Source organism: Gottfriedia acidiceleris (assembly GCF_002128425.1).
In the GTDB taxonomy this organism is placed as follows: Bacteria; Bacillota; Bacilli; order Bacillales; family Bacillaceae_G; genus Gottfriedia; species Gottfriedia acidiceleris.
Genome location: NZ_NESS01000008.1, coordinates 21,274 through 41,616, shown reverse-complemented (window position 1 = coordinate 41,616; position 20,343 = coordinate 21,274). Strand labels below are relative to the sequence as shown.

Annotated in this window: 23 protein-coding genes and 1 other annotated feature; of the genes, 5 read left to right on the top strand and 18 right to left on the bottom strand. The window is 33.1% G+C overall.

Going from position 1 to position 20,343, the window contains the following annotated elements:
• Window positions 1-16: 16 nt before the first annotated feature.
• The 8 genes from B6K90_RS15500 to cymR all read right to left on the bottom strand — a co-directional run bounded on the left by B6K90_RS15500 (window position 17) and on the right by cymR (window position 7,728).
• Window positions 17-571, bottom strand: coding sequence for a GNAT family N-acetyltransferase (locus B6K90_RS15500; RefSeq protein WP_088013673.1), 555 nt, complete (start codon window positions 569-571; stop codon window positions 17-19).
• A 667-nt stretch (window positions 572-1,238) separates the two neighbouring features.
• Window positions 1,239-1,373: a DUF3918 family protein gene (locus B6K90_RS15495; protein ID WP_088013672.1), complete on the bottom strand. Its 135-nt coding sequence runs from the start codon at window positions 1,371-1,373 to the stop codon at window positions 1,239-1,241.
• Between the two features lie 13 nt (window positions 1,374-1,386).
• Window positions 1,387-1,620 carry a hypothetical protein gene (locus B6K90_RS15490; RefSeq protein ID WP_088013671.1) on the bottom strand — a complete coding sequence of 78 codons (234 nt, stop codon included), beginning with the start codon at window positions 1,618-1,620 and terminating at the stop codon, window positions 1,387-1,389.
• A 68-nt stretch (window positions 1,621-1,688) separates the two neighbouring features.
• Window positions 1,689-4,046, bottom strand: a complete 2,358-nt coding sequence (gene recD2, locus B6K90_RS15485) for an SF1B family DNA helicase RecD2 (protein ID WP_088013670.1) — start codon at window positions 4,044-4,046, stop codon at window positions 1,689-1,691.
• A 37-nt stretch (window positions 4,047-4,083) separates the two neighbouring features.
• Window positions 4,084-4,743, bottom strand: coding sequence for a tetratricopeptide repeat protein (locus B6K90_RS15480; protein ID WP_088013669.1), 660 nt, complete (start codon window positions 4,741-4,743; stop codon window positions 4,084-4,086).
• A 221-nt stretch (window positions 4,744-4,964) separates the two neighbouring features.
• Window positions 4,965-6,101: a tRNA 2-thiouridine(34) synthase MnmA gene (gene mnmA, locus B6K90_RS15475; protein WP_407920532.1), complete on the bottom strand. Its 1,137-nt coding sequence runs from the start codon at window positions 6,099-6,101 to the stop codon at window positions 4,965-4,967.
• A gap of 9 nt (window positions 6,102-6,110) precedes the next feature.
• Window positions 6,111-7,256, bottom strand: a complete 1,146-nt coding sequence (locus tag B6K90_RS15470) for a cysteine desulfurase family protein (RefSeq protein WP_088013667.1) — start codon at window positions 7,254-7,256, stop codon at window positions 6,111-6,113.
• 55 nt (window positions 7,257-7,311) lie between these two features.
• Entirely contained in the window at window positions 7,312-7,728 is a 417-nt protein-coding gene (gene cymR, locus B6K90_RS15465) for a cysteine metabolism transcriptional regulator CymR (protein ID WP_056472685.1), read from the bottom strand.
• Window positions 7,729-8,161: 433 nt separating this feature from the next.
• Between cymR and B6K90_RS23780 the strand changes: the two genes are divergently transcribed.
• Window positions 8,162-8,338, top strand: coding sequence for a hypothetical protein (locus tag B6K90_RS23780; RefSeq protein WP_167555386.1), 177 nt, complete (start codon window positions 8,162-8,164; stop codon window positions 8,336-8,338).
• Between the two features lie 29 nt (window positions 8,339-8,367).
• Here the strand turns inward: B6K90_RS23780 and B6K90_RS15460 are convergent, their stop codons facing one another.
• Together B6K90_RS15460 and B6K90_RS15455 are read right to left on the bottom strand one after the other, a co-directional pair.
• Window positions 8,368-8,580 carry a hypothetical protein gene (locus B6K90_RS15460; protein WP_088013666.1) on the bottom strand — a complete coding sequence of 71 codons (213 nt, stop codon included), beginning with the start codon at window positions 8,578-8,580 and terminating at the stop codon, window positions 8,368-8,370.
• 43 nt (window positions 8,581-8,623) lie between these two features.
• A complete protein-coding gene (locus B6K90_RS15455) occupies window positions 8,624-8,956 on the bottom strand; it encodes a DUF4257 domain-containing protein (protein WP_056472677.1) in 333 nt (110 codons plus the stop codon).
• A 299-nt stretch (window positions 8,957-9,255) separates the two neighbouring features.
• Between B6K90_RS15455 and B6K90_RS15450 the strand changes: the two genes are divergently transcribed.
• Window positions 9,256-11,016: a hypothetical protein gene (locus B6K90_RS15450; protein WP_088013665.1), complete on the top strand. Its 1,761-nt coding sequence runs from the start codon at window positions 9,256-9,258 to the stop codon at window positions 11,014-11,016.
• A gap of 110 nt (window positions 11,017-11,126) precedes the next feature.
• Window positions 11,127-11,759 (top strand): DUF2306 domain-containing protein, encoded by a 633-nt coding sequence (locus B6K90_RS15445; RefSeq protein WP_088013664.1) that lies wholly within the window; start codon window positions 11,127-11,129, stop codon window positions 11,757-11,759.
• A 45-nt stretch (window positions 11,760-11,804) separates the two neighbouring features.
• On the opposite strand, the gene B6K90_RS15440 is transcribed toward B6K90_RS15445, so the two are convergent.
• Complete coding sequence (locus B6K90_RS15440) at window positions 11,805-13,094, bottom strand: replication-associated recombination protein A (RefSeq protein ID WP_088013663.1); 1,290 nt, start codon at window positions 13,092-13,094, stop codon at window positions 11,805-11,807.
• 137 nt (window positions 13,095-13,231) lie between these two features.
• On the opposite strand from B6K90_RS15440, the gene B6K90_RS15435 reads away from it, so the two are divergent.
• Window positions 13,232-13,663 carry a Myb-like DNA-binding domain-containing protein gene (locus B6K90_RS15435; protein WP_088013662.1) on the top strand — a complete coding sequence of 144 codons (432 nt, stop codon included), beginning with the start codon at window positions 13,232-13,234 and terminating at the stop codon, window positions 13,661-13,663.
• A gap of 99 nt (window positions 13,664-13,762) precedes the next feature.
• Window positions 13,763-13,981: a hypothetical protein gene (locus B6K90_RS15430; protein WP_088013661.1), complete on the top strand. Its 219-nt coding sequence runs from the start codon at window positions 13,763-13,765 to the stop codon at window positions 13,979-13,981.
• Between the two features lie 94 nt (window positions 13,982-14,075).
• Here the strand turns inward: B6K90_RS15430 and B6K90_RS15425 are convergent, their stop codons facing one another.
• From B6K90_RS15425 to dtd, 7 genes are all read right to left on the bottom strand, one after another.
• Window positions 14,076-14,324: a hypothetical protein gene (locus B6K90_RS15425; RefSeq protein ID WP_088013660.1), complete on the bottom strand. Its 249-nt coding sequence runs from the start codon at window positions 14,322-14,324 to the stop codon at window positions 14,076-14,078.
• A 101-nt stretch (window positions 14,325-14,425) separates the two neighbouring features.
• The gene (locus B6K90_RS15420) at window positions 14,426-15,193 is read right to left on the bottom strand and encodes a tRNA threonylcarbamoyladenosine dehydratase (RefSeq protein ID WP_088013659.1); all 768 of its coding nucleotides are present in this window, start codon (window positions 15,191-15,193) and stop codon (window positions 14,426-14,428) included.
• A 165-nt stretch (window positions 15,194-15,358) separates the two neighbouring features.
• A complete protein-coding gene (aspS, locus tag B6K90_RS15415; protein WP_088013658.1) occupies window positions 15,359-17,128 on the bottom strand; it encodes an aspartate--tRNA ligase in 1,770 nt (589 codons plus the stop codon).
• A 19-nt stretch (window positions 17,129-17,147) separates the two neighbouring features.
• The gene (hisS, locus tag B6K90_RS15410) at window positions 17,148-18,413 is read right to left on the bottom strand and encodes a histidine--tRNA ligase (protein WP_088013657.1); all 1,266 of its coding nucleotides are present in this window, start codon (window positions 18,411-18,413) and stop codon (window positions 17,148-17,150) included.
• Window positions 18,414-18,480: 67 nt separating this feature from the next.
• Window positions 18,481-18,708 (bottom strand) — a binding site (T-box leader).
• A gap of 71 nt (window positions 18,709-18,779) precedes the next feature.
• Entirely contained in the window at window positions 18,780-18,953 is a 174-nt protein-coding gene (locus B6K90_RS23775; RefSeq protein WP_088013656.1) for a hypothetical protein, read from the bottom strand.
• A gap of 626 nt (window positions 18,954-19,579) precedes the next feature.
• A complete protein-coding gene (locus B6K90_RS15400; protein ID WP_088013655.1) occupies window positions 19,580-19,759 on the bottom strand; it encodes a hypothetical protein in 180 nt (59 codons plus the stop codon).
• A 135-nt stretch (window positions 19,760-19,894) separates the two neighbouring features.
• Entirely contained in the window at window positions 19,895-20,335 is a 441-nt protein-coding gene (dtd, locus tag B6K90_RS15395; RefSeq protein WP_088013654.1) for a D-aminoacyl-tRNA deacylase, read from the bottom strand.
• Window positions 20,336-20,343 lie beyond the last annotated feature (8 nt).

Sequence of the window (20,343 nt, the reverse complement as noted above, 5' to 3'; positions counted from 1 at the left end):
GTATGGAGGTTTTCAATTAAATTATGTGATGTATTAAAAATTTTAGGAATTCTTCTCTCTTAACTACATTCAATACACATTTAGTTTTTGCTTCTTTTTCAATGATTGTTAGTTCTTTTGGAAATTCCATCTCAACACCAATTGTCATATAAGCCAACTTTTCTTGTGCACGTCTTGATCTAATATTAGACTCTTTTGCACCAGCAAAAACATAGTCCATTTTTAACTCATTAAAAGCAATTTTTAAAATTTCAATTTTTGAGGCTTCATTATATCCTTGCCCCCAATATGGAACCCCAATCCAAGTACCTATATGACAAATTCCATCTCTTCGGTCAATGTGCTTTAAACTTGTTATACCAACTACTTCATCTTCCTCATTCAATATTATCCGATTTATTACTTTACCTTCTAATTCCTGATCAACAATATAGTTAATAAATCCAATTGTATCCTCAATATTATCTACTTTTATTCCTAATACATCTTTCACACCTGGATCTGATGATAACTTAAATACCTGCTCTGCATACTTTAAATCGTTTTTAACAACCTTAACTCTCACTCCCATATTTACCATCTCTTTTCCATGTTTTTTAAAATCATAAAAGAACATGGTTATATTTTCAATGAAAAAATTTTAGAATTGATAGCAGGTAGAGGATTGGATGAAATACGTTGAACAAAAAATCTAGGAAAAACAAAGCACACATGTCCTTTATAGACATGTGCAGACAGCTTTTTTAAACGATAATTAGAAAACTAAGTAATGATTACTGATAAGTTCGTTGATTTTAGTTAATCTAACTCTTCTTTTCAAGGATAAATAAACAAGTGATTTTGGGTGAACTAACTTGAAAAAATTATAATATTTTCTCTTTTGACGATCAATATTTGTAAAGATGTGTAAGTCGTCATTATAAGTTACAATTTGATCAATAAAGGGTAATTCATTCGTTCAATTGACGATTCTATTGTTTTTAAGATTATTTTTTTAAAAAAGAAGTTGATTGGAACGAAAGGGTGCCAGGCTCCTATGGGATTAGCGGGAAGGCTAAAGACCCCACAGGCGCACGCCGAGGAGGCTAAAGAATTCTCGCCCCATGGAAAGCGAGTCACACTGTAGTGGAAATCATATCACACAACTTACTTATCAATGATCAATCCAACAATTTAATTGACAAACTCTTTTTCGACAGTAAAAAAGCACATGCCTTTATAGACATGTGCTTAAAAAATTAAAGCATCTTTTTCAATGACTTTCTCATTCGTTTCATATTCTTTTGAGTAAGCCATTTGTTATCGTACATTAATTTCATCGCAAGTGCACCTGCACCTAAACCTAAACCTAATAAAGAGCTTTTTCTAGCCATCAATTACCCACTCCTACATACTAAGTTTTCGATCCTCTTCGTCAAATAAATCATCTAACGAACTTAACGTACCATCTTCTTCAACTTGGTGGGTGTAAATGATGCCTTTATTAATTGTTAGTTCAATATAACAACCCCAGCAATAATATTGATTTACACCTATTTTCCCTAAGTCTTTACTATGACAATTTGGACAAATCACAACGCTCGCTCCCTTAGCCTTAAAAAAGGCAATGTTTCTATGCATTGTGACCAAATTTTCATAAAAATATACGTTAGTACAGGAATCGTCTTGCACTATATATTCTTAGTCAATTACATGAAATCATAAGGTGAAAGATTTGGTAATTCATCTGAAAGCTGAAATGGTAAATCTTCGTTTAAATGTACTTCACCATTTTCAATCCCTTTTAGTTTCATACATAAAGTAGTTTGTCTTTGACCATCATCTGTTCTTCCAATGCCTTGAATAAATGCATCTTGTTCACCGCACATGATTAAGAACTTTTTACTTCTTGTCACTGCAGTGTAAATTAAATTTCTTCGAAGCATTCGATAATAACTTTTGACAATTGGAAGCACAATAATATCAAATTCACTACCTTGCGACTTATGAATTGAACAGCAGTATGCAAGTGTTAATTGAGAAAAATCCGGTCTAGTATAGGTGACTTCATTTCCATCAAATGAAACGATTATAATATCTTGTTGTTCTACATTTTCTTTCGCGAAAAAAATGTTCACAATTTCACCCATATCTCCATTAAAAACATTGTTTTCAGGAACATTTACGAGTTGGAGAATTTTATCACCTGTACGGAAAGTTGTATCACCAAAATTCATTTCACGTTGCTTTTCTTTTTTTGGATTAAACACCTCTTGTAACCCTTCATTTAGGGCATCAATTCCTGCTGGACCACGATACATCGGTGCTAATACTTGGATATCTCTTACTGGAAAACCTTTTTTATTGGCGTTTTCACACACCTTTTTAACGACATCAACAACTTGCTGACTTGAACACCCGATAAATGAACGATCTTTTCTTTGTTCAAATAAATCCTCAGAAATTGTTCCATCTTTTATATAATGTGCAAGCGTAATAATTGAGGAATCTTCTGATTGACGGTAAATGTCTTTTAATCGTACTGTTGGAACTGTACCAGAGTTTAATAAATCCTTTAAGACTTGGCCTGGGCCAACTGAAGGTAATTGGTCCTCATCCCCTACAAAAATTACTTGGCAGCCTTCTGGAATGCTTTTCAATAATTGATTGCCTAACCAAACATCGACCATTGAAAACTCATCAATGATCAGTAATTTTCCATTTAAAGGATTTTCCTCGTGATGGCTAAACTCCCCTTCTCTTGTCCAACCAAGTAAACGATGGATTGTTACTGCCGGTAATCCAGTCGCTTCACTCATTCGTTTTGCCGCTCTACCTGTCGGTGCAGCAAGTAAATAAGGGAATGGGTCATCTTTCGGATAAGAATGCTGATCTAGTGATAAATCATGGATTGTTGAAAATAGATTTACGATTCCTTTAATAACTGTCGTTTTACCTGTCCCTGGCCCACCAGTAAGGACCATCATAGGTGACTCCATAGCCTTTTTAATCGCTTGCGCTTGTGAAGGTGCATATTTTACATTCATTTTTGATTCAAGTACTTCTAGCTCTTTTGCAAATCTAGTCTCAGTCATTTCTCCTAAATCTGGAGCACTGCTCAATAGTTTTTGGATCGCGTTTACAATGCCTTTCTCGGCATAATAAAGAGCAGCTAAATAGATTCGCTCGTCTTCCATTACTAGCTTTCCGTCTGCTACCAATCTTTTCATTTCCCGAGAAATGTCGACTGCTTCGACAAGCTCTTTATCTTGTTTCATTAATAGTTGTCTAGTTTCATCAATAAACTGATCTTGTGTTATATAAACATGTCCCTCTTGCATCGATAAATGCTCTAAAATATAAATACAACCCGCACGAATCCGATCTGGATGATTACCTGTAATACCTATTGCTCGTCCAATTTCATCTGCTCTTCCAAACCCAATCCCATCCACATCTTCAATTAACTTAAATGGATTCGTTCGGATAACATCTAGAGTTGATTCGTTATAAGTCTTATAAATTTTAATCGATAAGCCCGTACCAATACCGTAACTGCTTAAAAAACTTATTACTTTTTCAAGCCCTTGATGAGATAGAATTGTTTCATAAATTTCTTTAGCTTTGGATTTTGCCAGCCCAGGAACTCCTTCTAAGCTATCAGAGTTATCTAAAATTTTATTAATTGCATCCTCACCTAAATGATCAACGATTTTCTCAGCCGTTTTCTTTCCAATTCCTTTAAACAAATCTGAAGATAAATATTGGATAACACCTTTTTTAGTAGATGGAAGCTCTTTTTCAAATGAAGAAATTTGAAATTGTTTACCATACCTCGGATGGTCTTTTACAATCCCCTTAAATGTATATGCTTCATCTTCATTCATCCTTGGAATATTGCCTGTAATGGTCATTTCCTGTTCACAATTTGATAAATTTGTATCGACCACTTTTACCTTTGCAACAGTATAAAAATTTTCGGCATTATAAAAGATGATTGTCGTGATATGCCCTTTAATATATGGTGTCTCATCAACAAACAATTCCATTTCACTTTGGGTTTGCATTTCTTCACCTCCCCAATCTTAAACAATTAAAAGAGCTTCATTCCTCTTCTTTATTTTCAATTACTTTTAATGCATGCATAGCAAGCATATGATCATCTTGACTTTCAATTGCTTTATTAAAATGGTCTTTTGCAGTTGTAACTTGATCATTAAACATCGCAATAATGCCTAGATTATAATGTGCATCAGCATGTAGTTCATCTAATTGTAAAACCTTTTCTAAATTTATTTTTGCTTCATCTAACATTTCTAATTTTGCTAAAGTAAGGCCATATTGGAATAATGCGTCTACATCTTTATCATCTAACTCAATCGCACGTTGAAAAAACGGAAGTGCAAAACGATCTTCTCCATTATTAACACAGCATAATCCAATCATAAAATGAACATCACTATCATTCATGCCAAGTTTTACACAATGTTGAAAATGTTTTTTAGCTATTTCAAACTTTCCGTCTTCAAAATACACTGTCCCAACTGCATAATGGGCTGCTGCCAATTCTGGATCAATTTCTAAAGCCTTTTCAAAAAAACGACAAGCTCGTTCTACATCTCCCATCGATAGTAAAAGCTGACCAAAATTAACATACGCTAATGAATTAGTAGGATTTTCTTCAATCTCTTTCGTTAAAAAATTAGCTGCATCCTCTAAGTTTCCCTCTTGCAGGGCTGCTACTCCACGTTCAAAATTATTCATGTGTGACACCTCTATGTATTTTCTTTTAATTATTTTGGATAAACTCCATTTTATTTTTTTAATTCTTAAGCTTACTAAATATTATAAACTTACGATATCTATTTAACACTATCACACCGTCGAATACATTTCAAAGGAACGTTTCTTCAAAATTATAGCGATTAATTGGTTATTTTTATTCAAAAAAACAACCCCAACCATTACGATTGGGGTAAACAGATTTATCTTAAATATGTTAATTCTTCACCATCGATAAATGCACGATCAATTGTACCCCCACCTAGGCAGTCTGTTCCGTCATAAAATACAACGGCTTGTCCTGGAGTGATTGCACGAATTTTTTCATGGCAAAGAATTCTTACTGAGTTATCATCTAAAATGTGAACTGTTACTTCGTTATCTTCAGAACGATAACGGAATTTAGCAGTACATGTAAATGTACCTTCTTTTGGTTTATCTGATGTCCAACTAATATCAGAAGCAAGTACTTCATTACTATAAAGTAACTCATTATGAAAACCTTGTTCGACTAACAAAACATTATTTTCTAAGTCTTTTCCTACTACGAACCAAGGGTCTCCATTTCCACCGATTCCAAGTCCATGACGTTGACCAATTGTATAATACATAAGTCCATCATGTTTACCTTTCACTTCCCCGTTCATTGTTCTCATTTCACCAGGTTGTGCAGGTAAATAATTACTTAGAAATTCTTTAAAATTACGCTCACCAATAAAGCAAATTCCAGTACTGTCTTTTTTCTTAGCTGTTGCTAAATCTGCCTCTTCAGCAATTTTACGAATTTCAGGCTTTAAATAGCCTCCAAGTGGAAACATAACTTTTGAAAGTTGTTCTTGCCCAAGTTGGTTTAGGAAATAAGTTTGGTCTTTATTGCTATCAATGCCTCGTAACATTTTATATTCACCGTCACGAAACTCAACTCCAGCATAATGACCTGTCGCTACATAATCTGCACCAAGTGTCATTGCATGTTCAAGAAATGCTTTAAACTTAATTTCTTTATTACACATTACGTCTGGGTTTGGTGTTCTACCTTTTTTATATTCATCTAAAAAATAAGTAAACACTTTATCCCAATATTGCTTTTCAAAATTCACTGCATAATACGGAATTCCTATTTGATTACAAACTGCAATTACATCTTCATAATCTTCAGTTGCTGTACATACGCCAAATTCATCTGTGTCATCCCAGTTTTTCATAAAAATACCGATGACATCATATCCTTGTTGTTTCAATAAATATGCCGTTACAGATGAATCTACACCACCTGACATTCCTACTACTACGCGAGTGTCTTTTGGATCTTTTTTGTTCATAGATATATCCCCTCGCATTTTTAAAATTTATATTTTAACTAATCGCTTTACAATTGAAGATACACGTTCTCCAAGTATACGGATTTGTTCGTCTGTATTTCCATAACCAAAGCTGAATCGAACCGAAGAACGTATTTTAGGTGAATCTATTCCAAACATTTCAACTAAAACATGTGATGGATCTATACTACCAGCTGTACAAGCAGATCCGCTTGAAGCTGCTATGCCTGATAAATCAAGGTTTACCAAAAATGATTCAATTGAAATATCTTCAAATGATAAGTTTAACACATGTGGTGCAAAAAACATCTCATTTCCATTTTTTTCAAACTGAATTCCATTCTCTTTTAGAACATTCATTAAGATTTCTTGGAAACGTAAATAGCTTTTTACACGGTCATCTCTTTCAATGTGAATAACTTCCACCGCTTTTGCTAATCCAACAATACCGGGAACATTTTCTGTACCAGCACGACGTTTACGCTCCTGCTGACCCCCGAATTGCAATTGTGTAAAGATTGCATTTTCACTTACATAAAGAAAACCTACACCTTTAGGCCCATTAATTTTATGTGATGAAATTGATAAAAAGTCGACACCAAGTTCTTCAACATTAATAGGAATTAAGCCGTAAGCTTGCACTGCATCTGTATGGAAATGAGCTTTATGGTCACAAAGAAGTTCACCAATTTCTTTAATTGGTTGAACTGTTCCGATTTCATTATTAACCATCATGATAGATACTAAAATCGTATCATCACGAAGCGCAGCCTTAACGTCCTCTACATTCACTCGGCCTGTATCATCAACAGGTAAATACGTAACCTCAAAGCCTTCTTTTTCAAGAGCTTGGCATGTATGTAATATAGCATGATGCTCAATGCTAGAGGTAATAATGTGCTTACCATATTTTTGATTTGCATAAGCAGCACCTCGAACTGCAAGGTTATCACTTTCAGTTCCACCGCTTGTAAAAATAATTTCGTTAACTTTTGCTCCAATACTATTGGCACAAATCATGCGTGCAGTATCAATCTTTTGTCTCGCTTGTCGGCCAAAAGAATGAATACTAGATGGATTTCCAAAAGTTTCTTGCATTTCTACAACCATCTTTTCGATTACTTCTGGATGAATTGGAGAAGTCGCAGCATGATCTACATAAATTCGTTCCATTTTTATTAAACCCTTTCTTTATGAAGCGTTCCAATCAAACTTGAACGCACTAAAATTATATATAAAACATATATCCGTTTAAATCATCAGATTCTAATTTTGCTAAGTCCTCAAGACTCGTATGGTCTAACACTTCATTAATCGCTTTTTGAACACGAGTCCATAACTCTCTTTGTGCAGGATTTTCATCTTCAAGATTTTCGATTGGTGATAGTGATCCCTCAAGTGCAGTTATCACTTCACCTGCAGAAATTTCATTTGGTTCCTTTGTTAAAATATACCCACCATATGCTCCGCGAATACTCTTAACTAATCCTGCATTACGTAATAATGAAATAATTTGTTCTAAATAATGCTCAGAAAGATTTTGTGCTTTCGCAATACTCTTAAGTGAAATTGGTTTATCACAATATCTTTTAGCTAATTCAATCATAACTGTCAGTCCGTATCTTCCCTTAGTTGAAATCTTCATTTATTCACTCCGTTCAATAAACTGTATCTCTTATTTTAATCAGATTTATCCTATTTTTAAACTGTAGTAATACAATTATTGTACACTATTTATTCTATAAATTCACATGTGGAGAAAAAAATGCACTAAACCAATTGGAAAAGTGCAATATCTACCTTAAAAATAATATATAAGAATTTTAAGTTTTACTAACTACCTGACAAACCAAAAAATTTAAATATACTACTTCATTTCACAATTAATCTACTAATCCTAAAAATCCGCCCAATATTTTTATACACGAATTGTTGTTAAATCAAGGTTTCACTACTAGCGGTACAACAAGTTTAACATCTAACATTACATTGAAATCTAGTATTCGATACGAAAGCAGATGAGTATGTAAAGGTACATAGTAAACTCTTTACTATTTTCGGAAGGGGTAGACAAAGATTTGAGAAGAGCAACTACGGAGTTTAAATTACTAGAATCAAATTATTTAAAAGAAAATGATTATGTGTTAGATACACCAAGTCCAGTTCAAGAACTTAATGTTCAAACAATCCAAACAATTAAAGTAAAATTAACTAAAAAAAAGAACTGGAACTCTATTTTGAGTTCCAATTTTTAGTTGTTGAAAAAAGTCAATTAAAAAATCGCTTAACTTTTCAATTTACCAGCACGTACAAATTGAGCCGCTGCCGCTTTTTCATCGAAATCTTCAACATTTTTCCTAGATTCTTTTATGTTTTTCAAAAAGCTTATGACTTGGAATTCGATACTTTTTATTTCGTATTCAGTATCAGCATTTAATAAATCCTCTAATAAATCTAAATAAATAGCTTTTTCTTCAGGTGTTAGCACTAGCCTCATTACATGCCTCCTTCAAATTTTGCTAAGTACATTATTGAAAATACTACACAATTTGCTTAGAAATATTATGCAGTGAACTTACCCTTTCCCGTTCAGTGTTAAGTGCCCTACTTAAAAGAAAGCTTTGTGATGAGAGACCAGCTAATATACAGTAACCAATTACCATACGCATATCTTTTAACATGTTTTCTGGTATAAATAAAGAAACAAATAATGTCGCGGCTGTTGCTCCAAATAAAATATCTGCAAGAAAACCTAAATAAAAGCCTTTCTTACGTCTCACCGGAAGCATAATCGTACCTTTGTTAAACAGGATGTGAAAAATAAATCCGGTCACTCCACCAATGACAACCGCCAGGACATAGAGTTTAACCATGTTCATCCTCCATTCTAATTTTTAGGTACAAAAAAAAATTCCTACTTTCTTTTCGAGAATAAATTAATCGAAATGATCGCTAGAATTGGACAAGTTCCTTATTAAAATATGAACAGCTTGTTCTTATTATTATAATAAATTTTCAAAACAATTTGTAAAAATTATCCAATTGTGACAAAAAACAAGTTAAAAGTCCTGTATTATTATTTAAGCAAATATACTATAAGACTATTTAACTATTTTCCATTACCCTTATTATGATATATTTGTATTAAAAAGAAGCTAGAGGAGGTTTTAAGTTGGCCGTACAAAGAAAATTCAAGAAAATAGTAAATCAATTACGCCACCAAGATCTATATCAGCGTGCAAAAGGCATAGACCAACTTAGAAAGTCTCTTCAATCAAGTGCTTCTATTGAATCATTAATTTATTTATTAGAAGAAGCGGGAACTAATTTCCCGAAATCAATAGAAGATTGGGACGATGGAAGCTATCACTTAGTTGGATTTTGTTCAGAGTTCCAGGTTCAAGAATTAATAACTCCAATCGAAATGAATTTTGAAGCATATAGTGAACGAGCAAAACTTCAAGCTCTCTATTTATTAATCAGTCTAAAATCAGAGTTAGCTAGAGATGCTTATATCCGAATCATTAAAAAAAATAGTAATCGATTCTCGCTAGATATCGATGTTCAATTCATTTTTGAAGAGACAGATTGGGCTCCTGAACTTGTAAAAAAATTAATACGTTTAATCGAAAATGAAGAAACTGCTGTTTCAATTTTCCATCTGATTTTATTATGTAAAAGGAATTCAATTTCTCTACCTTTTACATCTGCTGAGAACGATTATATAATCGAACAAATTAAAGTTTTTTACAAGAATAAACGAGATTCATATTTGAATTATGATCAAGCTTACAACTTAAAATATGTATACCAGGCTTGGAAGGAATCTTACCTAATCGTTCGAACAGAGATGGGTATTTGCCTTCAATTAATGCAATTTTATGTTGACGATCGTATTCATGTATATTTAAAAGAAGCACTTGATTATAAAGATCCTTACCTAAAAGTCGATGCTGTTATATCACTGATGGAACAAGGCGTACAAATTGAAAAAGAAATCCTAGATTATTGTGCTCACAATATTGAATCTGCTGTATGGTTTTATACAAAATTAAATGAATTTTCAAAGAAAAATATTTACTCATTTACGGAAGAACATCAACTTAGTTTTGTGAAAAACAGACTGTTTCTTTATTTAATTGCTCATGAAGATTTTGGTGTAATCCCCGATGAAATAGAAGTTGTAAAACGATATGAAACTTCAAACTATTATGAACAAGAAGTAACTTATTATTTAACTAGATTTCGCAGTCAACAAGAAAATTGGGAAGAAAAAGATTGGATGGCTGCATATGTAGGAGCTTATATTTCTGATCAAATTCCTAGTCCAAAATTTTATGATGAAACAATTACGGCATTTACAAAATGGGACAAATTCACTGAGGATGAACATAAAACCCAACTTGAATTATTGAATAAAGAGGAAACCGATAAATTAGGTCAAGAAGTCATTTTGGAATCAAAACCAAGCTGGCATTTTGGTACTTATTTTCTTGGATTTTTAACAGCTGTTAGAACAGGAACTGCTTTTGGAAATCATGATCCTATTTATTTTTTATTATTAGCTTTACTATGGCTTATTTTCTTATATAAAGTGTATGCAACAATTCAACTACGAAAAGAGTCTAAATTAATTTTAACTAGTAGACAACTAACATTAAAAATAGGAAATATATTGAAGTCAATTGAGCTTCATAAGATAAACCGAATGACGATTGAACTCCGAAAATGGGGTAAAAACGAAGGGAAAACGGCAGCATATCAACGAAAAGTAAATTATATTGTTTTCTATGATAAGGATGACAAAGAAATTTTATCAATTCCTTCAACTTTTATTAAACCTGATCTACTTTTCCTCGAGATAAAATTATTAACAAGCCATTTAGTTGATTCTCCAACTATCGAGGTTTTTGAAAATGATATTAGTGCTTAAAAGTCGAGACTCGAGTCTCGACTTTTTTTATTCATGTTCCGTTCATATTAGGTTGTTATGATATTACTTAATAAGATTTTCATACTAAATATCGGGGGACAAGTTAGTTTATGTATTCTAAAAAAAGTTGGTGGATTTTATTTATTATTTCGCTTTGTGTCATCGTTCCATTTATGACTCCTTATTTTCTAATAGATCCTGAGAAAAGTCGTATCCATATTAGTTCAACTTCAATTCAATATCCTGCTTTAATTACACATATCTTTTTTGCATTTATTGCTTTAATTACTGGATTCTTACAGTTTGTAAAAAGAATTAGAACTCGATCTCCAAAAATCCATCGAATGATCGGAAAGATTTACTATACTAGTGTTTTTATAAGTGGAATTTTGTCATTGATTGTAATTTTGTATATTGATAATTTTTCAAAAGTAATGTCTTTTCTTGTTTTAGCTATACTTTGGATTTTTACTACATTTAAAGGTGTTCATAGCAGTAAGAAGAAAAATTACATAGCCCATCAAATCTGGATGACTCGGAGTTTTGGAATCACATTAGTAGCAGTTAGTGGTAGAGTTTTAGTGCCATTTATTTTATTAGCCTACTTTTTGCTAAATGGATTGCATGTACCTGGTGGAAGAGAACGAATGGTTGAGGAAGCTCTAAACGTTAATATATGGGTAGGTTTATTAATCAATTTAATCATGATCGAGTGGATCATATTAAAAAAGCAGGTAGATTAGGCGACTAACCCCGCTTTTAATCTACCTTCTCGTTAATTTTATGAACTAATTCTGATTTTTCTTGAACTGCTGTAGTTTTTCAAAAATGGCACCGTAACGTTTTTCGTTACCTGCTTCTTTTGGTTTATAGTAAACTTGATTTACAAGTCGATCTGGAAGATATTGTTGATTTACCCAACCGCCAAAATTACCTAATGGATGATCATGCGGATAAATATATCCAATCCCATGCCCCATATCTTTGGCACCAGCATAATGACTATCCTTTAAATGTGCTGGGATATCATCATGTAGCCCACTTCTCACATCATTTAATGCTCGATCAATTGATGTAACACTAGAATTAGATTTGGATGACAAACAAAGCTCTATTACCGCATTTGAAAGAATAATTCTTGCTTCAGGAAATCCAACTTGCTTTGCGGCTTCACATGCCAGTACAACCTTCCATGGATCGCCAGCTAAGCCGATATCCTCGTAAGCAATAACTAATAATCTTCGAATAATACTCGTTATATCGCCCGCTTCAATGAGCCTTGCCAAATAATAAAGTGCTGCATTTACATCACTTCCACGAATACTCTTTTGGAAACCAGACAATGTGTCATAATGAAAGTCTCCATTTTTATCATGATTAAAACCTTTTGAACGAAGAAATTCATCAATAATTTCATCTTGTACGACAATCGTTCCATCTGATTCTTTTGGAGAACCGTATACAATTGATTCCAAAATATTTAATGATGACCTTGCATCACCGTTTACCCCATGAGCAATTTTTAAAATTTGTTCCTCTGAAATTTGGATTTGCAGATTGCCTAACCCTCTATCCTCATCTCTTAAAGCTTTATCTAGTAATTTATAAATATGTTTTGGTAAGAGCGGTTCTAATTTTAATATGTGGTTACATCGAGATCGTATCGCACTGTTAACATCATGGTATGGATTCTCCGTTGTTGCTCCAATTAACGTGATAAACCCGCTTTCTACATATGATAATAAATAATCCTGCTGTAGCTTTGACCAACGATGAATTTCATCTGCAAAAAGAATGATCTCACCGAACATTTTCGCCTCATGAACGATATCCTCAAGTTCTTTTTTACCAGAAGTAGTCGCATTTACAGTTACAAAACGTTTATCAACAGTACCAGCAATTGCATGGGCAAACGATGTCTTACCTATTCCTGGTTCCCCGTGTATTAACATAGAAGGAACTCTTCCGTTATGTATTAATCGATATAACGCTGATTCTTTTCCGATAATTTTTTCCTGACCAATTAATTCATCAATCGTTCTTGGTCTCATACGGTATGCTAGAGGTTCATGACTCATTTTTCTCCCTCCTTTATAACTCTTTTTTCTATTGTAAATGAATTGGAAACATTTTTCATCTGCACCTGAAAATATTTCTTTTTACTAAACAATTATTTGGTGAAGATAATAATAGATGAAATTAAGAAGGTGAAAAAATGAATGCTCCGAAAACAAAATGGTCACTCGAAGATGAAAATACATTAATTGAACTAGTTGAAAATTATGAATGTAAAGGTAAATCGAAGCAAGAAGCATTTGAAATGGTAGCAAATATTATTAATCGGACAAAAGCAGCATGTGCTTCAAGATACCGAAAATTATCAAAAAGTCAATTTAAAGAAATAAACAAACCGAATGAAATTACTGAATCTAATAAGACTATAAATCATCATTCACTAGATATAGAAATGATTATCCAATTTTTAATGAATTTTGAACAAAAGCTTCAAGCTTCAGATCAAAATAGGCAGTTAAAAGAAAGAGTAAGCAAAATAAAAATAGAAAATGAAAATCTAAACAAAAAAATTGTTAATTTAAAAACATTAATCCAAAAGAAACAAAATGTATTGGTCAATCTAACAGAATAACTTTGGACAAAATAATGTAAAACATTCACAGTATATTATATCTTGGACTATTGTATAATGAAGTAACAAATTGCATGCATTAGTAAGGAGTATAATGAAATGAATTGGAAAAAAGGCGGTTTATGGATAATTATATTTTTTATTATTAAAGGTACGTTATCCTCACTTTTAATTATTACTGGTGCTAAATACTTTAACTTATCATCTATTCAAATTCTACTTCTTGTAGTTGGACTTTTAGTAATTTCGATTATTGGTCGCCAAATTGTGAGAAGACGTAAAAATAAAGCAAAAAATGAGAAGGATTTAACTATGTAATCCTTCTCACGCTAAACGGATATATGGGGCCATACTCCCCAAAAGACAAAGTTATAAAATCCCTGCAACCCCCAATCTGAATGGGGGTATTTTTTTACTTACTAGGCTTTCTTTTATTCATTTCAATGGATTCCATATCGTTTACAACACCATCATTGCCAACCTTACCATTTTTCTCGACAACATTATTTTGCTTTTTATACTTAACATTAATCCGATTGGATAAATTATCTACACTATGCTGTTTTGGATCTTTTTCCACGTCACTAGTACTATTACAAGCAGTTAAAATTGTTAAAGATAATCCGAAAGTACAAAATACTTTCAACACTCTATTCAACATCAAACACCTCCTATTGAAGGTAGTTTTTACATTAATAAATAAAAAAACTGTAGGAAATTAATTCCTACAGTCAGACTGTTTCCAGCATGAACATCTTTTAGTTATTCTTTACCTACACGCTTAATTTCAATATCCTTTATTAATTCACGTACTGCATGACTAGCTGCGATTAAGCCAGCAACTGATGGTACAAAGGCGTTTGAAGATGGTGGCATCTTTGCTTTACGAATTTTTGTATTTTCATCTGGCACGATTTCTTTACGTACATCTTCACGAATAACAATAGGACTTTCGTCTGAATAAACAACTGTTACCCCTTTTTGAATACCTTCTTTGCGAAGTTTAGTTCGAATAACCTTTGCAATAGGATCATGAGTTGTTTTAGATATATCAGCAATTTTAAATCGAGTTGGATCCATCTTATTAGCTGCACCCATACTTGAAATAAGTGGAATTCCTCTACGACGACACTCTTTAATTAAGTGAATTTTATATGTAATTGTATCAGAAGCATCAATTACAAAATCTAATGGAATTTCGAAAAACTTTTCAAATGTTTCTTCTGTATAAAACATTCTATGTGTAATTACTTCGCACTCAGGATTAATCTCAAGAATACGTTGCTTCATCATTTCTACTTTAGGCTCTCCAACTGTTGATAATAATGCATGAATTTGTCTATTCACGTTTGTTATATCAATAACATCTTTATCCACTAGTATTAAACGGCCGACTCCAGAACGCGCTAAAGCTTCTGCAGAAAATGAGCCAACGCCTCCAATACCTAAAATAGCTACCGTACTGTTTTGTAATCGCTCTAAACCTGCTTTACCAAAAGCAAGCTCATTACGAGAAAATTGGTGTAACATTTATTCAACTCCCACTATCTTAATCAGATTACAATGATTTAAATATACATGATACAAGCTATTTACATCAAGCTTGAATTAAAGAAAAACAGAATTTTTCTTAACCTAACAACATGAAAAAGGAAAGGATTAAGAAAATTAATTCCTTCACCCTTCCTTTTTATTTTACTCTTCTACAGTTGTTTTTAACGCTAATTCTTCTAATTGTGCAGAAGAAACTGCACTTGGTGCATTTGTTAATAAGCAACTTGCTGATGCTGTTTTAGGGAATGCAATTGTGTCACGTAAATTTGAGCGACCTGCAAGCAACATAACAATACGGTCTAAGCCTAACGCGATTCCGCCATGTGGTGGAGTACCATATTCAAATGCTTCCATTAAGAAACCAAATTGTGCCTGCGCTTCTTCTTCAGAAAATCCTAAGCATTTGAACATTTTTTCTTGTACGTCTCTTTCGTAAATTCGAACAGATCCCCCACCAAGCTCGTAACCGTTTAATACTAAGTCATAAGCTTGAGCTTTTACACTACCTGGGTCAGTATCAAGTTTCTCAATATCTTCACGAACTGGTGAAGTAAATGGATGATGAGCCGCAAAATAACGATCTAATTCTGCATCATACTCAAGTAATGGCCAGTCAGTAACCCATAAGAAATTGAATTTAGATTGATCAATTAAATCTAAGTCTTTACCTAGTTTTAATCGAAGTGCACCTAAGCTATTTGCAACTACTGAAGCATCTGAAGCTACAAATAAAATTAAGTCACCTACCTCTGCTTCTACAGCTAATTTTAATGTAGCAAACTCTTCTTCACTAAAGAATTTAGCGATTGGACCTTTGAAACCATCTTCTTCAAGTTTTAACCAAGCAAGACCTTTTGCTCCATAACGACTAGCATATTCTTGAAGGCCATCAATGTCTTTACGAGAATAATTTGCTGCTTGACCTTTTACGTTTAAACATTTTACTTGGCCACCGTTTTCAACAGCTGAAGTAAATACTTTAAATCCACTTTCTTTAGCAAAAGATGAAACATCAATTAGCTCTAATCCAAAACGAGTATCAGGCTTATCAGAACCGTAACGATTCATCGCTACTTCATAGCTCATACGAGGAAGTGGTGTAACTAACTCAACACCTTTTGTTTCCTTCATCATTTTAACCATCATTCTTTCAGTCATTTCCATAATTTCCTCTTGAGAAAGGAAACTTGTTTCAATGTCTATTTGAGTAAATTCTGGTTGACGGTCAGCACGTAAATCTTCGTCTCGGAAGCATCGTGCAATTTGGAAATAGCGTTCGAAGCCTGAAACCATTAATAATTGTTTAAAAATTTGAGGTGATTGTGGTAATGCATAAAACTCACCTGGATGCACACGGCTAGGTACTAAATAGTCACGCGCTCCTTCTGGTGTACTCTTCGTTAAAATTGGCGTTTCAACTTCTAAGAAGTCTTCACCATCTAAGAAATCACGAATTGATTTTGTAATTTTTGAACGTAATTTAAATGTGTCATACATAACTGGACGACGTAGATCTAAATAACGATATTTTAAACGAAGGTCTTCTGCTACCTCCGTTTTATTTTCAATTGCAAATGGAGGATTCTTAGCTTTATTAATAATCTCAAGTTTTTCAACAGAAACTTCAACTGCTCCCGTTTCAAGATTTGTATTAACTGTACCTTCACCACGAGATAATACTTTCCCATGAACATGAAGAATAAATTCATTACGTACAGTTTCTGCTAGAGCTAAAGCTTCACCTGAAGTTTCAGGATTAAAAACGATTTGTACAAGTCCAGAACGGTCACGTAAATCAATAAAAATTAATCCACCTAAATCACGTCTTTTTTGTACCCATCCTTTAAGTGTTACACTTTGACCGATATGGGATTCTCTTAGTTCCCCACATAAATGCGTTCGTTGTTCCATTTTCAATTCCCCCATTTGTTTATTTAGAGCTTACGTATTTTACAAAGATGTCTAATGCAACTTCCTCTTGTACACCAGTCTCTTGGTCTTTTAAATTAATGACTCCTCGAGATAATTCTTCTTCACCTAGAACCGCTACATATTTCGCTTTAAAACGGTCCGCTGCTTTGAATTGTGCTTTTATTTTACGGTCTTGATAATCTTTTTCACAAACAAGACCAGCTTTACGCAATTGATATAAAATAGCAGTCGCTTCTTTTTTCACTTCTTCTCCAAGGCCAATTAAGAAAACATCCATTTCTTGTTGGATTGGAAGTTCGATTCCTTCTGTTTCAAGAGCTAATATTAAACGCTCTATACTTAATGCAAAACCAATACCAGGAGTATTCGGTCCGCCGATTTCTTCAACTAATCCGTTATAGCGACCACCACCACTTAAAGTTGAAATTGTACCGAATCCTTTACCTTCTAACATGATTTCAAATACAGTGTGATTATAATAATCTAAACCACGTACTAAATTTGCATCGATCTCAAACGGAATTTTCATAGCTGTTAAGTAAGATTGAACAGCTTCGAAATAGTTCATAGATTCTTCATTTAAATAGTCTAAAATCGATGGTGCTGTCTTCATTGAAGGGTGATCATGATCCTTTTTACAATCTAAAACACGTAATGGATTTGTTTCTAAACGATTATTACAATCACTACATAACTCATGTGCTACCGGTTTAAAATGATTCACAAGCGCTTCACGGTGTGCTTTACGGCTTTCTAAGTCACCTAAACTATTAATAACTAACTTAACATTTTTCAATCCAAGACCACGATATAATTCCATTGATAGAGCTAATACTTCTGCATCGATAGAAGGATCATTACTACCTAAAGCTTCTATACCGAATTGTACGAATTGACGATAGCGACCAGCCTGTGGGCGTTCATAACGGAACATAGGTCCGATATAGTACAACTTTGTAGGTTGATTGCTATTTCCGTACATTTTATTTTCAACATAAGAACGAGCAATTGACGCAGTTCCTTCTGGACGTAATGTTAATTGACGATCTCCACGATCTGTAAATGTGTACATTTCTTTTTGAACAATATCCGTTGTATCTCCAACACCACGCTGGAATAATTCAGTATGTTCAAAGATTGGTGTTCGAATTTCGTTATAGTTATATCGTTTGCATAAGTCTCTTGCAAACTTTTCAATATACTGCCATTTTTCAATCGTACCAGGTAAAAGATCCTGTGTACCTCTTGGAATATTAATCGACATTTTAAATCCTCCTAAATAATAAACCTTTATAAATACAAAAAACCCTCGTGCCTACTGAAATAAAAACAGTAGGGACGAGAGTTATAAGCCCGTGGTGCCACCCTAATTGAAGAACAATAAACTGTTCTCCCACTTTCATCGTTAACGCCGATTACGTTTATTCTTACTAGAAATCGTTCAGAATAAAGCCTCGGGAGTGTCTTTCAAATAGTCTACTTGTGGAAATGCTCTCAGCCACGGCACTTCCTCTCTCTCCAAGAGATCCTATCCTACTTTTCTCCGTCTATGGAATGTTACTATGTATCAATATGTTATTTAATATCTTACGTTCGGATACAACAAATGTCAAGAACAGTTAAAAATTTTTTACGAACGCTCCAACTGTCTTTTTAAATCACGCACTTCTCTTAAAGTTAAGCCAAACTCACTCGCCATCTCTAATGAATTGGATTCTTGTCCTCTATTTTGAAACTCATGAAAATCCATATTCAAGACACCTTTTCTACCTGATCCTAGACTATTACGATTATTTATTCTCATGCTGCAGTCTCCTTCCAAGTATGTTGTTATATAGGATGTCCAAATATTAATGGATTAAACAATTAAAATATTATTGAAAACTTAAGGAATCTTTTACTTGAGTTTGTTCAGCACTTATCTAGTTCCATGGATTTAGAAAGTTGGAATTTGATTAGATTAGAGTAGTTTTTAATATGGATAATCTTGAAAGGAGATTTTAATTAGTAAAATTTATGATATTATTGCAAATTTCATAAAGCTACTAAGTTTAATTGTGAATATCAGTTATTATTTTGCGATTTCTGATTTTTAATTGCGATTCTCGGTTTTTATTTGCCATTCCTATTTTTAATTGCCTTCATCAGCTTTTATTTGCGTTTCCCTATATTTATTTGCCTCTTCCAGTTTTTATTTGCGATTCTCGGTCTTTTTTTCAATTCCTATTTTTAATTGCCATCACCAGCTTTTATTTGCATTTCCCTATATTTATTTGCCACTTCCAGTTTTTATTTGCCATCACAAGGTTTTATTTGCGATTCTCGATTTTTATTTGCGATTCCTTGTATTTAATTGTCATTCCCAGTTATTATGTACTACATCCAACAAATCTTCATCTCAACTAAAAAAACCATGGTACACACCATGGCCTAATGAAATATTCTTAAATTAGATTGAATGCTTTCAACTGACCCGTCAATGAAATACATTAATCCGTAATAAACTAGAATGATTAAAATGACAAATAAAAGTGCTTTAAAGAAGCTTTTGAGGATTGTAAACAAAATTACACCAGCGATAAGGATTAACACAATTGTAATTATGTCCAAATAATTACCTCCTCTGAATTCTTTGTAAGAACCCGTGTACTTCAGTATATTCGCAATATGAAGTTATTATTTTAAAAATTAATTCTAAAAAAAAATGCCTCCTTTTTAATTGGAAAAAGGAGGTTAAAGATTAGCTTATTTACTTTCAATCATAATTGTAATTGGTCCCCAGTTTGTAAATGTTACATCCATATCTGCACCAAAAATACCCGTTTGTACTTCGTAACCTTGCTCGCGTAAATATGAATTAAAATATTCGTATAATTCATTTGCGATTTCTGGCTTGGCTGCATCTGTGAAGCTTGGACGTCTACCTTTTCTAGTATCTCCATATAAAGTGAATTGAGAAACAGATAGAATCTGGCCTCCAACATCATTTAATGATAAATTCATTTTTCCAAGTTCATCTTCAAAAATTCTTAGGTTAACTGCTTTGTCAGCACAATATTTAACATCTTCAATTGTGTCTTCATGCGTAATTCCGACTAGCAATAATAATCCTTTAGGTATTTGACCTACTACTTGTCCGTCTACTACGACTTTTGCTTCTTTTGTGCGCTGTAATAATACTTTCAAGATAGCAA

What these genes read in the sequence shown, in the direction of transcription:
- B6K90_RS15445 (WP_088013664.1), top strand. Translation starts at nt 11,127, where the DNA reads ATGTATTCTAAAAAAAGTTGGTGGATTTTATTTATTATTTCGCTTTGT.
- B6K90_RS15470 (WP_088013667.1), bottom strand. Translation starts at nt 7,256, where the DNA reads ATGGAACGAATTTATGTAGATCATGCTGCGACTTCTCCAATTCATCCA.
- recD2 (WP_088013670.1), bottom strand. Translation starts at nt 4,046, where the DNA reads ATGCAAACCCAAAGTGAAATGGAATTGTTTGTTGATGAGACACCATAT.
- B6K90_RS15490 (WP_088013671.1), bottom strand. Translation starts at nt 1,620, where the DNA reads ATGCATAGAAACATTGCCTTTTTTAAGGCTAAGGGAGCGAGCGTTGTG.
- B6K90_RS15440 (WP_088013663.1), bottom strand. Translation starts at nt 13,094, where the DNA reads ATGAGTCATGAACCTCTAGCATACCGTATGAGACCAAGAACGATTGAT.
- cymR (WP_056472685.1), bottom strand. Translation starts at nt 7,728, where the DNA reads ATGAAGATTTCAACTAAGGGAAGATACGGACTGACAGTTATGATTGAA.
- B6K90_RS15480 (WP_088013669.1), bottom strand. Translation starts at nt 4,743, where the DNA reads ATGAATAATTTTGAACGTGGAGTAGCAGCCCTGCAAGAGGGAAACTTA.
- B6K90_RS15455 (WP_056472677.1), bottom strand. Translation starts at nt 8,956, where the DNA reads ATGGTTAAACTCTATGTCCTGGCGGTTGTCATTGGTGGAGTGACCGGA.
- B6K90_RS15435 (WP_088013662.1), top strand. Translation starts at nt 13,232, where the DNA reads ATGAATGCTCCGAAAACAAAATGGTCACTCGAAGATGAAAATACATTA.
- B6K90_RS15500 (WP_088013673.1), bottom strand. Translation starts at nt 571, where the DNA reads ATGGGAGTGAGAGTTAAGGTTGTTAAAAACGATTTAAAGTATGCAGAG.
- aspS (WP_088013658.1), bottom strand. Translation starts at nt 17,128, where the DNA reads ATGGAACAACGAACGCATTTATGTGGGGAACTAAGAGAATCCCATATC.
- B6K90_RS15430 (WP_088013661.1), top strand. Translation starts at nt 13,763, where the DNA reads ATGAATTGGAAAAAAGGCGGTTTATGGATAATTATATTTTTTATTATT.
- B6K90_RS23775 (WP_088013656.1), bottom strand. Translation starts at nt 18,953, where the DNA reads ATGAGAATAAATAATCGTAATAGTCTAGGATCAGGTAGAAAAGGTGTC.
- mnmA (WP_407920532.1), bottom strand. Translation starts at nt 6,101, where the DNA reads ATGCGAGGGGATATATCTATGAACAAAAAAGATCCAAAAGACACTCGC.
- B6K90_RS15495 (WP_088013672.1), bottom strand. Translation starts at nt 1,373, where the DNA reads ATGGCTAGAAAAAGCTCTTTATTAGGTTTAGGTTTAGGTGCAGGTGCA.
- B6K90_RS15460 (WP_088013666.1), bottom strand. Translation starts at nt 8,580, where the DNA reads ATGAGGCTAGTGCTAACACCTGAAGAAAAAGCTATTTATTTAGATTTA.
- hisS (WP_088013657.1), bottom strand. Translation starts at nt 18,413, where the DNA reads ATGTCGATTAATATTCCAAGAGGTACACAGGATCTTTTACCTGGTACG.
- B6K90_RS15425 (WP_088013660.1), bottom strand. Translation starts at nt 14,324, where the DNA reads ATGTTGAATAGAGTGTTGAAAGTATTTTGTACTTTCGGATTATCTTTA.
- B6K90_RS15420 (WP_088013659.1), bottom strand. Translation starts at nt 15,193, where the DNA reads ATGTTACACCAATTTTCTCGTAATGAGCTTGCTTTTGGTAAAGCAGGT.